At 36.9% G+C, this 15,042-nt stretch carries 14 protein-coding genes and 1 riboswitch; of the genes, 11 read left to right on the top strand and 3 right to left on the bottom strand.

Annotated features, from left to right (window positions below):
* Positions 1-49: 49 nt before the first annotated feature.
* Complete coding sequence (locus V7097_RS21185) at positions 50-943, top strand: DMT family transporter (protein WP_335705627.1); 894 nt, start codon at positions 50-52, stop codon at positions 941-943.
* Positions 944-1,034: 91 nt separating this feature from the next.
* A riboswitch (SAM riboswitch) is annotated at positions 1,035-1,136 on the top strand.
* Between the two features lie 90 nt (positions 1,137-1,226).
* On the top strand, positions 1,227-1,979 hold the full coding sequence (locus V7097_RS21180; protein ID WP_335705626.1) for a cyclase family protein: 753 nt from the start codon (positions 1,227-1,229) through the stop codon (positions 1,977-1,979).
* A 144-nt stretch (positions 1,980-2,123) separates the two neighbouring features.
* On the opposite strand, the gene clpP is transcribed toward V7097_RS21180, so the two are convergent.
* Together clpP and V7097_RS21170 are read right to left on the bottom strand one after the other, a co-directional pair.
* The gene (gene clpP, locus V7097_RS21175) at positions 2,124-2,699 is read right to left on the bottom strand and encodes an ATP-dependent Clp endopeptidase proteolytic subunit ClpP (RefSeq protein WP_335705625.1); all 576 of its coding nucleotides are present in this window, start codon (positions 2,697-2,699) and stop codon (positions 2,124-2,126) included.
* A gap of 31 nt (positions 2,700-2,730) precedes the next feature.
* Positions 2,731-3,441 carry an RNA polymerase sigma factor gene (locus V7097_RS21170; RefSeq protein WP_335705624.1) on the bottom strand — a complete coding sequence of 237 codons (711 nt, stop codon included), beginning with the start codon at positions 3,439-3,441 and terminating at the stop codon, positions 2,731-2,733.
* A gap of 173 nt (positions 3,442-3,614) precedes the next feature.
* Between V7097_RS21170 and V7097_RS21165 the strand changes: the two genes are divergently transcribed.
* Both V7097_RS21165 and V7097_RS21160 read left to right on the top strand, forming a co-directional pair.
* Complete coding sequence (locus tag V7097_RS21165) at positions 3,615-4,349, top strand: pirin family protein (RefSeq protein ID WP_335705623.1); 735 nt, start codon at positions 3,615-3,617, stop codon at positions 4,347-4,349.
* A 330-nt stretch (positions 4,350-4,679) separates the two neighbouring features.
* Positions 4,680-5,858: an acetyl-CoA C-acetyltransferase gene (locus V7097_RS21160; protein WP_335705622.1), complete on the top strand. Its 1,179-nt coding sequence runs from the start codon at positions 4,680-4,682 to the stop codon at positions 5,856-5,858.
* Positions 5,859-5,979: 121 nt separating this feature from the next.
* On the opposite strand, the gene V7097_RS21155 is transcribed toward V7097_RS21160, so the two are convergent.
* Positions 5,980-6,897, bottom strand: coding sequence for a DsbA family protein (locus V7097_RS21155; RefSeq protein WP_335705621.1), 918 nt, complete (start codon positions 6,895-6,897; stop codon positions 5,980-5,982).
* Positions 6,898-7,053: 156 nt separating this feature from the next.
* Between V7097_RS21155 and V7097_RS21150 the strand changes: the two genes are divergently transcribed.
* From V7097_RS21150 to V7097_RS21120, 7 genes are all read left to right on the top strand, one after another.
* Complete coding sequence (locus tag V7097_RS21150) at positions 7,054-7,635, top strand: TetR/AcrR family transcriptional regulator (protein WP_335705620.1); 582 nt, start codon at positions 7,054-7,056, stop codon at positions 7,633-7,635.
* Between the two features lie 73 nt (positions 7,636-7,708).
* Complete coding sequence (locus V7097_RS21145) at positions 7,709-7,933, top strand: DUF378 domain-containing protein (protein ID WP_335705619.1); 225 nt, start codon at positions 7,709-7,711, stop codon at positions 7,931-7,933.
* A gap of 176 nt (positions 7,934-8,109) precedes the next feature.
* Positions 8,110-9,171: a C45 family peptidase gene (locus V7097_RS21140; protein ID WP_335705618.1), complete on the top strand. Its 1,062-nt coding sequence runs from the start codon at positions 8,110-8,112 to the stop codon at positions 9,169-9,171.
* 146 nt (positions 9,172-9,317) lie between these two features.
* Positions 9,318-11,114: a helix-turn-helix domain-containing protein gene (locus V7097_RS21135; protein WP_335705617.1), complete on the top strand. Its 1,797-nt coding sequence runs from the start codon at positions 9,318-9,320 to the stop codon at positions 11,112-11,114.
* Positions 11,115-11,288: 174 nt separating this feature from the next.
* A complete protein-coding gene (locus tag V7097_RS21130) occupies positions 11,289-12,608 on the top strand; it encodes a phenylacetate--CoA ligase family protein (protein WP_335705616.1) in 1,320 nt (439 codons plus the stop codon).
* Positions 12,609-12,635: 27 nt separating this feature from the next.
* A complete protein-coding gene (locus V7097_RS21125) occupies positions 12,636-14,669 on the top strand; it encodes a hydantoinase/oxoprolinase family protein (RefSeq protein WP_335705615.1) in 2,034 nt (677 codons plus the stop codon).
* A gap of 2 nt (positions 14,670-14,671) precedes the next feature.
* Positions 14,672-15,034 (top strand): acetone carboxylase subunit gamma, encoded by a 363-nt coding sequence (locus V7097_RS21120; RefSeq protein WP_335705614.1) that lies wholly within the window; start codon positions 14,672-14,674, stop codon positions 15,032-15,034.
* The last annotated feature ends 8 nt before the right edge of the window (positions 15,035-15,042 follow it).

The following is a 15,042-nucleotide window of genomic DNA, read 5'->3' as shown; positions in this document are numbered from 1 at the left end:
ATATTTAGGGACAATACACCTGTCCCCATGACCCATTAGGAGAATGAATATGAAGGCGAAGTTTATTTTTATTGTAGTGATGCTGATCTTTGGTAGCATTGGATTGTTTGTGAAGAATATTGATTTGTCGTCTAGCGAAATTGCTCTGTTTAGAGGAGCAATTGGTAGTTTGTTTTTAATTGGTGCTAGTTTTCTAGTTAAGCAGAGGTTTTCTTTCAAAACGTCGAAGCGGAATCTTGTACTACTTCTATTATCTGGCGCAGCTTTGGGTTTTAACTGGATTTTTTTATTTGAGTCTTATCGTTATACTACGATTGCTAACGCCACTCTGAGCTATTATTTTGCTCCAGTGTTTGTGATGATTTTGGCACCATTTTTATTGAAGGAAAAATGGACTTGGATGAAGGGACTTGGGATTACACTTGCATTTATAGGGTTACTATTGGTCGTTAATCCAGGGGGTGAAGCGCCCATAGATGCTAATAACCATTCTGTTGGTATTATGTATGGATTATTGGCTGCTGCTTTCTATACAAGTATGATTCTTCTTAATAAATTTATTAAAGACCTATCAGATTTTGAAACTACCATTATGCAGCTTTTGACTGCTTCGATTGTCTTGTTTCCATATGTCCTAGCAACGCAAAGCTTAGATTACTCAGGATTGGGACTGCAATCTCTCAGTCTACTATTTATAGTTGGAGTAATTCATACTGGGGTCGCGTACTTACTCTATTTTTCAGTATTGAAAAAATTAAAAGGGCAAACTATCGCGGTATTAAGCTATATCGATCCCATTTCCGCTGTGATCATGGCAGCTATCATTTTGAATGAAAGTATGGGCTTTGTACAAATTGTGGGTGGAGTCTTAATATTGGGGTCCTCTTTTATCAGTGAGATTGATTGGAAAAGATTACGAAAACCAAAGAGGCATTTGATATAGTTCTAGGTGCAGAAGGTTTTTTTAAGATAATGTAGTTGACAATTAATTTATTATGGTCTAATGTTTATATATAATTTAATATTTCAAAATTTTCTTATCTAGAGAGGTGGAGGGACTGGCCCTTTGAAGCCTCGGCAACAGACTTTTTAAAGTACTGTGCCAATTCCTGTAGCAAGATGCTAGAAGATAAGAAGAGCGGTACTTTCATATATCCATTCAACCCTCTTCTTATTTTCAAGAAGAGGGTTTTTTATATATTAAAATTTATTTAAGAGGTGATTGTATGTCAACAGTTAGTACAGAAAATGAATTATTAAAAGCATTTGAAACTCTGAAAAGTAAAGAGTGGGTTGATCTGACACATACTTTTGGTCCAGATTCTCCTCATTTTTCCGCTTTTCAAGATGCTGAATTTAAAACACTTTTCACTCATGAGGATGGCTTTTTTGCACAAAGCTTCACATTTCCAGGACAGTATGGAACCCATATTGATGCACCAATCCATTTTGTTCCTAACCAACGCTATTTGGAAGATCTAGAGTTAAAAGAACTTGCTCTACCCCTTGTGGTGATTGATAAGTCAAAGGAAGCGGAAAAGAATCATGATTTAAGTCTAAGTGTTGATGACATTCTGAAGTTTGAAGAAGAACACGGAAAAATTGAAGCAGGTACATTTGTGGCGTTGAGGACAGACTGGAGCAAGCGTTGGCCAAATAAAGAGGCATTTGAAAATAAAGATTCTGATGGTAATAGTCACGCTCCAGGTTGGGGAATAGAGGCCTTAAAGTTTTTATTTGAGGAAAGAAATATTAAAGCTGTTGGACACGAAACGTTTGATACAGATGCGGCTATTGATTTTCGAAAGAATGGTTCACTTATTGGAGAATACTATGTGCTTGAGCAAGATACATTTCAAATAGAATTATTGACTAATCTTGATAAGGTACCTGCAAAAGGAGCAGTTATTTTTAATATTTGTCCAAAACCTGAAAAAGGATCAGGATTTCCAGTACGTTCATTTGCTATTTTGCCATAAGTGGGACGGGTCCCTTGTCCTACAACGCATATTAAGAAGAGCAATGGGCGAAATTGAAGTATATTGTTGATATTTCAAAAGAGATTTGGGGATAAAAGGGAAAGCGAACACTATGATGGGTGTTCGCTTTTTTTAAAAAATCAGTTATACAATTACATCATCAATAATTCCGTATTCTTTTGCTTCTTCCGCACTCATGTAAAAGTCTCGATCTGAATCTTTTGCTACTTTTTCAACAGGTTGACCTGTACGATCTGAAATGATTTGATTGACATGTTCTCGAAGCTTAAGAATTCGTTTTGCAGAAATTTCGATTTCGGTTGCCTGACCGCGTGCACCACCTAAGGGCTGATGGATCATAATTTCACTGTTTGGGAGGGCGAATCTTTTCCCTTTTGTTCCGGCTAGCAAGAGCATTGCCCCAAAGGATGCAGCCATTCCTGTACAAATCGTCCTAACATCTGGTTTTATATATTGTATCGTATCAAAAATGGCAAAACCAGCACTTGTTGAACCTCCGGGACTGTTAATATAAAGAGAAATATCCTTATCAGGATCATCAGCAGCTAAAAATAGTAGCTGTGCAACCACACTATTAGCAACTGCATCATTTATTTCATCACCAATCATGATAATTCGATCTTTTAATAGCCTCGAGTAAATATCATATGAGCGTTCCCCTCGACTTGATTGTTCAATAACATATGGGACTGTATTCATTTTGATAACCTCCTTATTCGCTTGCACCTTATTATGCAGCCATAGAGACAGTGCTTGAAGGAAGTTTGAAGAGACGTGATTTTTGCATAGTACAAGTTGGACTTATATTTTTTGATAAAGAACGGATAGAAGGAATGGTCCTAATTAATATGGATGGATCTTGAGTTCTAAAAGTTTCATGAAATACTTTTTGAATTTGCTCACGATCTTCCTCTATCCAATATTGCTCAATAAGTGAATTTCCATCTTTTTTCTCCATTCTCTGTTTTGCACGATAAATGGCAGCTTTAACAGCAGTTTCATTTGTATTTAATAGCTTAGCTATTTCAGATATTTGAAACTGAAACCCTTCTTTTAAGACAAATATGACAGCTTGCTTTGGAGTTAACTTATTTATAAGCTGTTGTACAGCCTCAAAGCGCTCTTCAATGTGAACGGAATCATCATATCCATCATCAGGAATAGCTTCAAGAGACTCTTTGTTACGTTTTCTTACAGTGTCTATCCATTCATTTCGAGCAATTTTATTCAATAAAGCTTTCGAGATAGTAGGTTGGTGCTTATAATGTTTCCAGGCTTTTATCAATGATTCCTGCACGAGATCATCACCATCCCAGCTATTTTGGGAAATAAATTGACAATATCGTCGAAGCATCGGATAGAGTTCATGAAGATGTTCTTCAGTAAAAAGTTCCTGATGTTCTTTAAAATCCTCTGATCCATTACAAGGCTTGCTATGCAAAACAATCACTCCTTCAACGCGTCTCTACTTTATAAACGAATGTAAGATTATCAAAAGATACGGGGTAAAAAATATTTATTATTTATTTTAATTATATGTATGATAAAAGTCTGGAACAAGAAACGATTAGTTTGATTTGTTATAATATACATAAAACAAAAGGTGGCTATTCGATGTTACGAAAACTTTCTGCGGAAAAGCATTGGCAACCATTCAAGGGGCCATTTACAATTACACGAATTCAGCCAGGCGATATTTTAGAGGAGAACGAGGATTTTTCATTTGGCCCATTAAGCATTATCGATCATGCTGTAATGAAAAAGGGATTAACCATCAAAATGCATGAGCATGTGAATGATGAGATTTTGAGCTATGTATGGAATGGTACGATGCATCATAAGGATTCAACTGGTTTGGAGGCACCCATTTCTCCTGGAAATTTAATGATGATGAATGCGGGAAAAAGCTTCTGGCATGAAGAAAAAGTGAAAAATGATCATGTCGAGATGCTTCAAATTTTTGTTCGACCACGAAATACAGATCTCGAACCAACTATTCAATTTCATGAAAAGCCCAATCGAAATCGGGATTGGTATCTTATGGTGGGACCTGAAGAAAGTCAGGCATCACTTAAAGTTAGACAAAATGTTTATATTCTTGATGCACATCCGAAGCAAGGGGATCAATTAGATATCCCTGTATATCAAGGCTTACAACCATTTTTATATGTTTTAGATGGTGAGTTGGCTGTAGGTGACCTTCAGATTAGAAAAATGGAGGCTATTACGGATTTAGAAGGGGCATTACCCCCGATAACTGCGGTAACTGATACAACTGTTGTGCTATTTTTCGTTGATATGAAAGCGCCAATGTCGATGATGGGAACCATAAGTGGGATTGGAAAGTAAAGCGAACACTATTTCGTTGGTGTTCGCTTCTTGTTTGATATTTTTGAGAATGAAACGAAGTAGTAATCAAATTTTTTGTATCCAAAATGCTCTAATCTCAATCTCGCAGACCAATATAGCCTACCTTTCCTTCGAATTAGCTAAATTGGAATCTTTCAATTTCTTGAATTTGAGATGAAAAATTACACTAAAAGCATTATAATTAATATGAAAATTATAAAAATTATGACTTTTTCATCTTGAAACAGCATGTTTGGGAAATTCTTTTGCAAGCAAGAGATCTTTTGTAAAAAAGAAACCACAATTGATTGGAAGGTAGGGTGAATCAAATTGAGTAAAGATATTGTTGTTATTGAAGGTGCTCGTACTGCTTTTACAGAATTCGGAGGCTCGTTTCGCGAAGTGTCTGCGATTGATCTTGCCGTACATACAGCGAAAGAAGCAATGCGCAGGTCATCCATTCAGCCCGAAGAAGTGGACCAGGTTGTCATTGGTAATGTCATTCAATCAAGTACTGACGCAATTTATATGGGAAGGCATGTTGGGTTAAAATCAGGAATTCCAGAGCATGTGCCTGGATTAACGGTAAATCGACTTTGTGGTTCAGGACTGCAAGCAATTGTAAACGCTGCACAGTCCATTAGACTAGGAGAATCAAATGTAAGCCTTGCAGGCGGTACAGAAAATATGAGCCAGGTTCCACATATTGTTCGTGGGGCTAGATGGGGTTTACCCCTTGGAAAAGCACCAATGGAAGATTATCTGTGGGAGGCTCTCTATGATCCATATGGTAAATGTTCAATGGCAATTACAGCTGAAAATCTTGCGGAAAAATATGAGATTTCTAGAGAACAAATTGATGAGTTCGCTTCACAAAGTCACAAGCGTTCATTAGCAGCACAAGAAAATGGCATTTTTGCACAAGAAATTGTACCTGTAACTGTTAAAGGACGAAAAACGGAGAAGGTTGTTGATCAGGATGAACATCCAAGGGATACACCAGTTGATGTTTTAAATAGATTACCAGCAAGATTTAAAGAAAACGGTGTTGTTACAGCTGGAAATGCCAGTGGGATAAATGACGGAGCGGCAACGTTGGTCGTCACTTCTAGTGAGTATGCAGAAAAAAGAAATTTAAAACCACTAGCAAGATTGGTTTCATGGGGAATCGTCGGTGTTCAGCCAAAGTACATGGGAATTGGACCTGCACCTGCAATTCAACAGGCATTAGAGCGTGCCAATATGAAAGTAGAGGATTTAGATTTAATCGAAATCAATGAAGCTTTCGCTGCTCAATATCTTGCTTGTCAAAAGGAACTTGGTTTTGACCCAAGTATTGGGAATGTCAATGGTGGTGCGATTGCATTAGGTCATCCTCTCGGAGCAAGTGGTGCGAGAATCAGCCTATCCTTACTATATGAGCTGAAGAGAAGTAATAAAAAATACGGCGCATCAGCATTATGTATCGGAGGAGGCCAAGGAATCGCTGCGATTTGGGAAGTCTTTTAAATTTATTAAGAGCAACAGTAATAAATGCCATTATGGATCGCAATCCGGATGTCGATATGAATTTTAGAACAAAAAAATCTGTAAAACCTACAACTAGGTTTACAGATTTTTTCGTTTAGCTTTATTTTTTCACAAAGTATTTTTCGCCGAGAAGCACTTTTTCTTCATAAGCTTCTGGTTTTAATTGATTCTCAACGAATGTCTGAAGTTGAGAAGGTTCCAAGTCGTACATAACTTCAATTTCTTTTGCAAAAAGAATTTCTTTTTCGAGCAACTGTGAAAGCGCAGGTTGCTGCATCGCTTTTGGTTCCTCTTCGCCCGTAATTTTTGATAGCCCGGTAACATAGTTGTCCAACGAACGGCTACCAACAATTTTAACGCCTTTATTTTCTTCATTCACCATAATAATGGTAGGAAAGCCTCTAGCACCAAGTTTCGCCGCAAGAGCAAAGTCTTCGTTTAATAGTTGCTGTCCGATTTCAGATTCTGCTTCATTTACGATAGCTTCTCCGTCTAGTCCTAAATGAATTACATTTTCAATCATCACAGATTTTTCAGCAATATTTTTATTGAATGCAAATAGTTCTTCTCTAGCAAAGCGTAAATATTCATTTGCTTTCTCGTCACCATGATTTTTTTGAATCACCTTGTACACACGTGATGGTGGGAAGGAAGATTGAACAGGATTGTCAACCATCAATGATCCATCGATTGGCATACGTGAGTATTCGCCAACTTCTCTCCAGTGCCCTGCTACATCTGCCGGTCCAAAGATCCCGTTTGCTGGATCAACGGGGCCACCATGCCATTTTTCAAGTAATCCACCCAAGACCGTGTGGAAATTGAAGTAATGTCCATACTGCTCTTTGAAGCGGCGGAAAGTAGGTTCAAGCGCCCAGCAATGGGAGCAAATTGGGTCTGTTACATAATATAAATCAATTGTCTTTTTCGGGTTCAAATCAATCATCTCCATTTCTTCGTCTCCTGCTACTCCACATACACCTGTTTCTAAATCACACATTAAATTGTTGTTTGTCATCTGATTTCCCTCACTTTTAATTTTATTGAATCAATCTGTTTGCTTTGTAATTCCATTTTAGTGGATAATGGAAAGCATACATACCAATAGATTACTTGATATGTTGGATATCCAACATATTTAAAAAAATGTTGAAAAAGTGGGAGGGATTACGAAATGTCTGAAGAAAAAACTGACCCCCGAGTTCTACGCACACGAAAATTAATAATGGATTCTTTCATTGACCTTTCAGGAAAAAAGGAATTTAAAGATATAACGATAAAAGACATCACTACTGAAGCAATGATCAATCGGGCAACATTTTATTATCATTTTGAAGATATTTATGACCTATTGGAAAAGGTATTATCCGAGGTTTTGCTAATTAATTTGAATAGCGAGTCCTATCAACAAAGTGAATTAAATGAAGAAACATTTATAGCTATCTTTAAGGCAATCACAAATTTTCAGCTTTCGTTATCGAACCGATGCCATCGTGGGTATGAAGATACAATTGCCCGTATTATACGGGACCAGCTAGAAGTTATTTTTTATAAACTGTTAATAAAACAGCGTCCTACAGATGATGAAAATTCGCTAAAAGTTACAGCTATCATGTTAAGTTGGGGGATGTACGGGGCTTCCGTCGAATGGAGAAGAAATCCGGATACCGTTAGCCCAGAGGAAATGATTAAGTCAGCTATACCTTATATTAAGAATGGTATTGACCTTGGGTCACAGGGACCGGTACTTAGCTAAACTGTATCCATGCATGTATATTTTTATTTTAAGTTGTAAAACCTAAAATTACTAAATATAAGGAGCGATAACTATGAATGGATTACAACGTTTTGCGCTTGCTTTAGTAATTATTGGGGCAATTAATTGGGGGCTTATCGGTTTCTTCCGGTTTGATCTGGTAGCATCTATATTTGGCGGCCAGGATTCCTTTTTATCTAGGATTATCTACGGTTTGGTGGGATTAAGTGGTTTATACAGTCTTAGTCTTCTATTTAAACCTAGTCGAGAAATTGTACCTAGTACTAGCAGAACCTAAGATCAATAAAAGTTATCTAATTAGTAGATCAAGCCTTAAGGTTTGATCTATTTTACGTTTGGGGAAAAAAATGAGAAGATATCCATGGTGAAGATCAAGGTATATATAGAATTGGGATGTTACCAATTTTTTAAGGGGCAATAAACCAGTCCCCGCGTCCCTAGGAGGAATTATTGATGAAGAGGATTTTTGCGGATGTGATTCAGTTTCGAGGGAGTCATTATGATTTCGGTCATATGCAGGGAAGGCTTCTTAAGGATTCTTTTCTGGTAAGGAATCGTGAGCAGCAATGGAAAGTAAGAAAGCCGCTATTTCGAATCGATCCAATTGAGACGAAACAGGTATTTGAACGTTTGGCCCCATTTATGTGGGAAGAGCTTTTGGGGCTGCAGGATGCTTTAGATTGGTCGATAGAAAGGGTATTGATGGAATTTGGAGGATATAGGGTTAATATTAAACCCTCAGGTTGTTCGATATTGGTTGGCGACAATTACATGATCCGGAACTATGATTATCATCCGAAGACCTATGATGGTCGCTTAGTTGTATTTCAACCAACCGATGGTGGGCATGCAACCCTCGGTTTAACCCAAAAAATTACCGGTAGATCTGATGGGATGAACGATAAGGGATTATCTATGGGGTATACTTTTATGAACCGAAGACGTCCTAGAGACGGATTTGTTTGTTATATGATTGGAAGACTTATTCTCGAGCTATGCGCAAATGTAGAAGAAGCAGTCCAGTTATTAAAGGAAATTCCGCATCGAGGTTCTTTTAGCTATGTTTTATTTGATTCTAGCTGTGAGATGCCTTTTATCGTAGAAACGTCACCAAGAAGAGTAGAGGTACGACAAGGATATACTTGCACCAATCATTTTAAAATCCTAACAGAAGAGAATCGTCGAGTCCTTGATGATTCGAATAAGAGGCTACAGGCTATTGAAGAAAAAGACAACTTAAACGGACTTGAAGCGTTTCGACTATTAAATGATACAGATAAAGGGGTTTTTTCTAAGCTTTATGGGAGCTGGGCTGGAACCATACATACATCTGCCTATTTTCCTGAAAAACTAGAAGCTTGGTGTGCACTCGGCGGGGACCAAGAACCTACTGTTTTTGATTTTACTGAATGGCTAAATGGGACAGACTTCCCTATAACAAAAATCCAAGGTGAAGTGGATACTGATATCCCCTTTGTGAATATTGAAAAGGCGGATTGGTTTAAATGTAGATAGGGTGGGAAGGAACCTGTCCTAACCAATACCTTATTGACAAGATTTTTGAATTATGTTTATATTAATAATTAACATAATTTTATGTGACACCTCGTACATATTTTTTAGGCTGATAAATTAATGCTGGGAGGTGGTTTTTTATTACTATGCAAAATAGGTATCTAAATGAAAATCAGGTTGAATTACTTCAAAAGGGAATTGAAAGTCTCCACAGTATCCAAGAATGGAAGCCATTAACTGAAGCCATAGTGTTAGAGGGAATAAAATTAGTCGGTGGTGGAAAGGGGATTTTTTTTGTTTTTGATCAAAGTTTAAAACAATTAATCCCACAATCTAGTCAGAATTTGAATAAACTGGAGAAAAAAGTATTAATCGATCGGACACAACAAAAATTTCAGCAAATTGAACTTCAAACACAAAGAAACATAAAAGAAAATACTACTTATTTTTTCCCCATTACAAGACAAAAGGCTTTTTCCGGAGTCTTAGTTATTATTCCACAGCAAGAAGAGGAACTTTCAGAGAAACAGATAAATATTGTCAATTTCTTTATGCAGTCAGTTCCAATTATCCTTGAAAACTCTCGCTTATTTTTAATTATGCAAAGGAAATCAGAGAGTCTCAACTTTATGACACAACTTCAAAGACTCGTTAACCACTATTCTTTTCAAGAGATTTTGGCTGAAATCGTTCAAAAAGTAGGTGAGCTGTTGAATTCGGAAATGGCTGGGATCATGTTATATGATCCTGTACATAAGGAATTGAGATTGCAAAAACCAGCTTTTGGATCATGGCAGGACTCAATAATCGAACAATACCGTGTTACTTTATCGGAAAAAAGCAATGCACGAGATGTTTTTTTAACAGGAATACCAGCTATCACATCTAATGCACAATCTGATGAGCGTTTTAACCAAAATTATGTAAAACTATTTAAAGCTACATCTATCATTACCGTTCCGTTACTGGTTGATAATAACAGAATTGGTATTCTTCATGCTATCAACAAAAATGACGGATATTTTACCCAAGATGATTTAAATTTATTAATGGAGCTATCAGAGCAATTAGGACTTACGATAAATGCTGCACTTGAGATGTCTCACACAAAAACTCCCCAAAATAAACGATTAGAAATTGAAAGATACCTTATACAGCAGCTTTTTGATTGCTTACTATTTAGTAATAAAGAAAAGGTAATGGAAGCATATAGCATACTGAAGACTTTGGAAATCACCTTAAAACCTCGGATTTGTATTTTGCGAATTGGTGCGTATGATAATGGCGAATGGTTCAACTTAAGTTCCAAAAGTGTACCTAAAGGAATCTGCTCAAAAATGGAAGAACTATTAGGGTCCCCATGTATGATCTACAAAGATGGGGCTATCATTGCCCTTGTTTCCCATGATTCAGAAAATGAAATACTTGATATAAGCCATAAGTTACAAAATGTACTACAGAAATATCTTAGTTTACAGTCTAAGAATCGAAAACTAGAGATTTTCATTGGAGTGGGAGAATCAGTAGGTTCAATCGAGTTGACAGAACATTCCTATCAACAAGCTAGTCAAATCTTAAATGCACTTCCTAGAATTAGGCATCTTGGGAATGTTGGTTATTATCCAGCGTGTGGAAGCTGGACATTACTTTCGAGTATAATACTGTTTGATGAAAAAAACGTAAACGCATACACTGGCCTATACTTAAAAAAGATAAATGTATTGAAAAATTCTAAAGAAGTTAAAGAAACCTTAGAGGTCTATTTAAAGCATAATGGTCAAATCAAGAAGGCTGCAGAGGAATTATTTGTCCATCAAAATACACTAAAGTACCGAATCGAAAAAATAACTGATATGACTGGGTTTGATCTAGGGGATTCCGAAGTACGACTTAGTCTATCTCTAGCATTGCGGTTAGAGCATTTAATGTATAGTAAGGTTTAGGAAAATGACTATTTTAAAAATGGTCATTTTTTTTGTTCCTAGAAGACAAAGTTTAGAAAAAATCAATTGATATTTTTGTAGGTTTACAACGTGGTTATGGTGTTTTGTATCCTGTACAATTAAAATGTAATATTCTAAATTATTAAAAATCAGATTATAGAGAGGAGGCTAATCTTGTTCACATATCAAAAGTCAGTTGAGGAACAGATATCGCCAGAGAAACTTAAGCTTTTACAGGAAAAGAAGTTACGAAAACAAGTCCAGTATATGTATCAAAATTCCCCCTTGTATGCTTCTAAATTGGATGAAGCAGGAATCCACCCTATGGAAATTGAGACACTTGAAGATTTACAAAAGCTCCCTTTTACAGAGAAATTTGAAATTCGTAAAAGCCAAGAAGACACCTCTAATCTAGGTTTACATCAATGTATTGATTCAAATAAGATTATAAGAATTCACTCATCATCTGGTACAACAGGAAGACCTACATATGTAGGAATTACCAAAAAGGATAGTGCTGTGTGGACAGATATTGTATCTAGGGTATATTACACAGCAGGTGTAAGACTTCATCATAAAGTTATTTTTGCGATGGGATTGTCATTCTTTGTAGGTGGGCTCCCTTTAAAGGATGGAATTGAGAATTTAGGAGCTACTTTTATTCCAATTGGAACAGGTGCTTCTGAGAGACTCGTTACAACATCTTTGCATTTAAAACCGGATGTGCTTTTATGTACTCCATCTTATGCTAATTATCTTGCAGATTATATTCGTTCAATTGGTATGAATCCAAGAGATTTAGGATTTAAGTTAATTGGTACAGGTGGTGAACCAGGTGGTGGTTTACTAGAGGTAAAGCAAAGGATTGAACAGGATTGGGGTGCAAGGGTTTTTGAAGCAATGGGAAATGCTGATATGGCACCCGTTCTTTTCTCAGAATGCCCAGCAGGAGATGGTATGCATTTTGTAGCTCCAGACTATGTAATTTGTGAACTAATTGATCCGGACACTGGTAAGGTTAAGCCTTTTGAGGATGGAAATGAAGGGGAGTTAGTGTATACAGCGATTGATAGAGAATGTGTACCATTATTAAGATTTCGAACAAGAGATTTAATCTCGATAAAAACAGGTAAATGTTCATGTGGTAGCACTAGTTTTCGAATTCGGTGCATAGGTCGAACAGATGATATGTTAATTATTCGAGGCGTGAACATTTTCCCATCGGCAATAAAAGATGTAGTAAGTAGTTTCTATCCGAGAACAACAGGTGATATTCAAATTTTACTTGAACAACCAGGACCTACAGTCGAACCACCATTGCAAATTAAAGTGGAGCATGGGATTAATTCAGAAAAGGATTTATCAATGCTGAAAAAAGAATTAGAGGAAACGTTAAGAGCCAAGCTCATGTTTCGTGCAAATGTTCAATTAGTTCCTGAGGGTACCTTACCTCGCTTTGAAATGAAAACAAAGTATGTCAAAGAAATCTACTAAACTATAAAAAATTAGGGAGGGTTTTACATGGCGCAATACACTGTTGATATTGATACAGGTGGAACTTTTACGGATGGGTTCTTTTCCTATGGGGACCGCTTTGAAGTGGTAAAAGTAGAAACGACGCCGCATGATTTAACCGTTTGTTTTAACAATTGCATTACGGAAGGTGCTAAAAGATTCGGACGCGAAAATGTAAGCGATTTCCTTAAGGATACGAAGACGATAAGACTTTCTACAACTGTTGGAACGAATTCCATCATCCAAAGAACTGGACCAAAGCTAGGGTTGATTGTGACAAAAGGGAATGAATATTCACTGTACCAAGATGGTAAAAATCCGATATTGAATTTTCTAATCCAGGAAGAGTTGATTGTTTCAATTGATGAAGAAGTATCTGAAAGTGGAAAAGTTGTTAAATCAGTCGATGAAGCTGAAATAAGACGAGTAACAAAAAAATTATTAGAACTCGGTACAAGGGTAATCGTTGTGAGTCTAAAAAACGCTCATGCGAACAATCAAAATGAGAAACTAGTTCGAAAGATTATTCAAGAAGATTTTCCAAAACATTATCTTGGTACAAAACCAATTCAACTCGGCAGTGATATTAGTTCACGATCCGATAATGGTATTCGAACAAATGCTGCAGTGGTAAATGCTTATCTACATCGCGATATGGTGAAGTATTTATATAAAGCGGATGAGGGCTTAAGACAAAAAGGATATACAAAGCCATTGTTAATTGCTCATTCCAATGGTGGTGTTGCACGTGTAGCAAAAACAAAAGCGTTGGATACGTACAATTCCGGTCCTGCTGCAGGATTAATGGGAACGAGATATATCGGTGAATTGTACGGGCTCGATAATATCATGTCTGTTGATGTGGGAGGAACTAGTACAGATGTAGGATTGATTTCAAATGGTGAGCTTACATTTGATACAGAATCAAGTATTGCAAAAATTCCTGTACATGCTCCGCTAATCCACGTTCTATCGGTAGGAGGTGGCGGTGGAACCATTGCTAAAGTAACTCCGGATGGAACTTTTCAACTAGGTCCAGAAAGTGCAGGATCAGTTCCAGGACCAGCATGTTTTGGGCTGGGTGGAACAAATCCAACAGTCACGGATGCCTGTGTAGTTCTCGGTATCGTTGACCCCGATTATTTCTTAGGTGGAACAAAAAAAATATCGAAGGAAAAAGCGATCGAAGCTATTCAAAAACGGATCGCCACACCGTTAAATATTTCGAATGAAGAGGCGGCATCACTTATTGTTGACAAGATCGAACAAATTGGTGCTGATACGCTAAAACAGCTTTCGAACGAGAGAGGTAAAAATATTAAGGATTTCCAACTCTTTTCATTCGGTGGAGGCGGAGGGCTATTTTCCGCTGGAATGGCTAAGAAAAGTGGAATCAGTAAAATTTTCACATTCCCTTTTAGTTCTGTATTTAGTGCATTCGGTCTTTCAACAGCAGATATTGCCCATACGTATCAGGTACGTGTTGATTTCCAATTTGGTCCTAGTAAAGAGATGGGCGAATTTCTTATCAATGCCAAAGTCAGCCTTGAAAAGATGAAAAAACTCTCTCATCGTGATATGCGTGGAGAAGGATTTACCCCAGAATCCATACGATATGAAGTTTCCTTAGAGATCGTTTCAGAAGATGGAAAAGTTAGAGATATTTTCTTTTTACCTAGCGATGTTTTTCATAGCACAAATGAACAGTATCTAAAAGAAGAGTTGCATTCTATCGCTAAGCAATTAGATTCAGAGAGAATCACGATTGAGTTTGTACGATTAAATAGTTACGTAAGTGTTTCTCACTTTGCGTTGCCATCCTTAGAGCTTGATAATACCATTCCTGAACCAAAATCGATAAGACCAATTTACTGGCAAGGAAATGTAATCAATACACATATTTATGACATTGAAGGGTTACAGCCTGGTCATAAAATTGATGGGCCAGCGGTTTTAGAAAGCTCAAATACAACTATTGTTGTTCCGCTTGGTGCAATGTTTAGAATGGACCAACATTTAAACGGAATTATGGAGGTGTAAGAATGAGAAAAAAGGTTACTGAGTATATTGCGATCGATTTACAGAAAGAAATGTGGGTTTGTGAAAAATGTGATCATGAAATAAACTCTGCACATGAGAATTACAAGAAAGGGTGCCTCATTTATGATCGTGACCCTAATGAAATTCATCAACCACATATAGAAGGAGAATACACATTCTCTCCAGATGCAAATTGGGTTCGTTTAGTTGAATTTTATTGTCCTGGCTGCGGTACGATGGTAGAAACAGAAGTTCTTGCACCTGGACATCCAATTACACATGACATTCAAATAGACCTAGAATCATTAAAACAAAGGGCTTTTGAAGAAGAAAAACAACAGAAGCAATTATTTAAAAATGTGTAAAGGAGGAA

Source organism: Bacillus sp. JJ1562 (assembly GCF_036962705.1).
In the GTDB taxonomy this organism is placed as follows: Bacteria; Bacillota; Bacilli; order Bacillales; family Bacillaceae_L; genus Ferdinandcohnia.
This window is presented reverse-complemented; position numbering and strand designations above follow the sequence as displayed.

Bases quoted from the DNA above. Each gene is read 5' to 3' on its own strand.
- V7097_RS21185 (WP_335705627.1), top strand. From the start codon at position 50: ATGAAGGCGAAGTTTATTTTTATTGTAGTGATGCTGATCTTTGGTAGC.
- V7097_RS21180 (WP_335705626.1), top strand. From the start codon at position 1,227: ATGTCAACAGTTAGTACAGAAAATGAATTATTAAAAGCATTTGAAACT.
- clpP (WP_335705625.1), bottom strand. From the start codon at position 2,699: ATGAATACAGTCCCATATGTTATTGAACAATCAAGTCGAGGGGAACGC.
- V7097_RS21165 (WP_335705623.1), top strand. From the start codon at position 3,615: ATGTTACGAAAACTTTCTGCGGAAAAGCATTGGCAACCATTCAAGGGG.
- V7097_RS21155 (WP_335705621.1), bottom strand. From the start codon at position 6,897: ATGACAAACAACAATTTAATGTGTGATTTAGAAACAGGTGTATGTGGA.
- V7097_RS21150 (WP_335705620.1), top strand. From the start codon at position 7,054: ATGTCTGAAGAAAAAACTGACCCCCGAGTTCTACGCACACGAAAATTA.
- V7097_RS21145 (WP_335705619.1), top strand. From the start codon at position 7,709: ATGAATGGATTACAACGTTTTGCGCTTGCTTTAGTAATTATTGGGGCA.
- V7097_RS21140 (WP_335705618.1), top strand. From the start codon at position 8,110: ATGAAGAGGATTTTTGCGGATGTGATTCAGTTTCGAGGGAGTCATTAT.
- V7097_RS21135 (WP_335705617.1), top strand. From the start codon at position 9,318: ATGCAAAATAGGTATCTAAATGAAAATCAGGTTGAATTACTTCAAAAG.
- V7097_RS21125 (WP_335705615.1), top strand. From the start codon at position 12,636: ATGGCGCAATACACTGTTGATATTGATACAGGTGGAACTTTTACGGAT.
- V7097_RS21120 (WP_335705614.1), top strand. From the start codon at position 14,672: ATGAGAAAAAAGGTTACTGAGTATATTGCGATCGATTTACAGAAAGAA.